The organism is Endozoicomonas atrinae, assembly GCF_001647025.1.
Taxonomy (GTDB): domain Bacteria; phylum Pseudomonadota; class Gammaproteobacteria; order Pseudomonadales; family Endozoicomonadaceae; genus Endozoicomonas; species Endozoicomonas atrinae.
Genome location: NZ_LUKQ02000712.1, coordinates 1 through 660, shown reverse-complemented (window position 1 = coordinate 660; position 660 = coordinate 1). Strand labels below are relative to the sequence as shown.

Below are 660 nucleotides of genomic sequence, written 5' to 3'. Positions count from 1 at the left end.
CCCTGTAGTTCTTCGGCCAGAGTGTTGTAATGACCGGCCATAACTCCGGCAATAGTGGAGGCATCGGTCAGCGCTTCGGCCTGTTGCGCTCCGGCTTGCTCGGCACTGTCGCCAACGTCTTTGAGTGACTCCTTGGTTTTCCTGGCCTCTTTATTAAACTGCTGAAGCTTTTCCCGGCTGGCCTCGGTCGCCTCGTAATATTCCTCCTGCGTGATAATGCCTGCCCGTAAGGATTCCGCTAATACCACGCCAAGACTGGCCAGTTCCGCACTGGTTTCAGCAGCGTCGATTTTTTCCAAGGCCACTGCCGCACTTTCAAAGGTATCGCCGAAGGTTTCTCCCACTTCTTCAATGGCTTCATTAACCTTTTGATAGTTGCCGAGCAGTTCATCAATTTTTTTCTTAGAGAGGTCAATGTTTCGCTTGATGCTGGCTTGGAATTTTGTAGTCGAGTCTTCACTTTTCTTTGTGATGGTATCAATCACGTTATCTACAGCTTGTTTTGCCGCTTTTGCATTGCCTGCCGCTGAATCAGCGAACTCTTTACCAAGGGCTCGCAGGTAGTTGGTGGTTTCCAACATTGGCTTTGCTATATCGCTGGCTTTTACCGTTTCAGCAATCTTGCCATAGCCATAGATGATCTCACCCACGGTATAGAGA

1 protein-coding gene is annotated in these 660 nt (G+C 49.4%); it reads right to left on the bottom strand.

Annotated features, from left to right (window positions below):
* On the bottom strand, nt 1-660 hold a 660-nt coding region (locus AK963_RS34265; RefSeq protein WP_175404773.1), incomplete at both ends, for a hypothetical protein.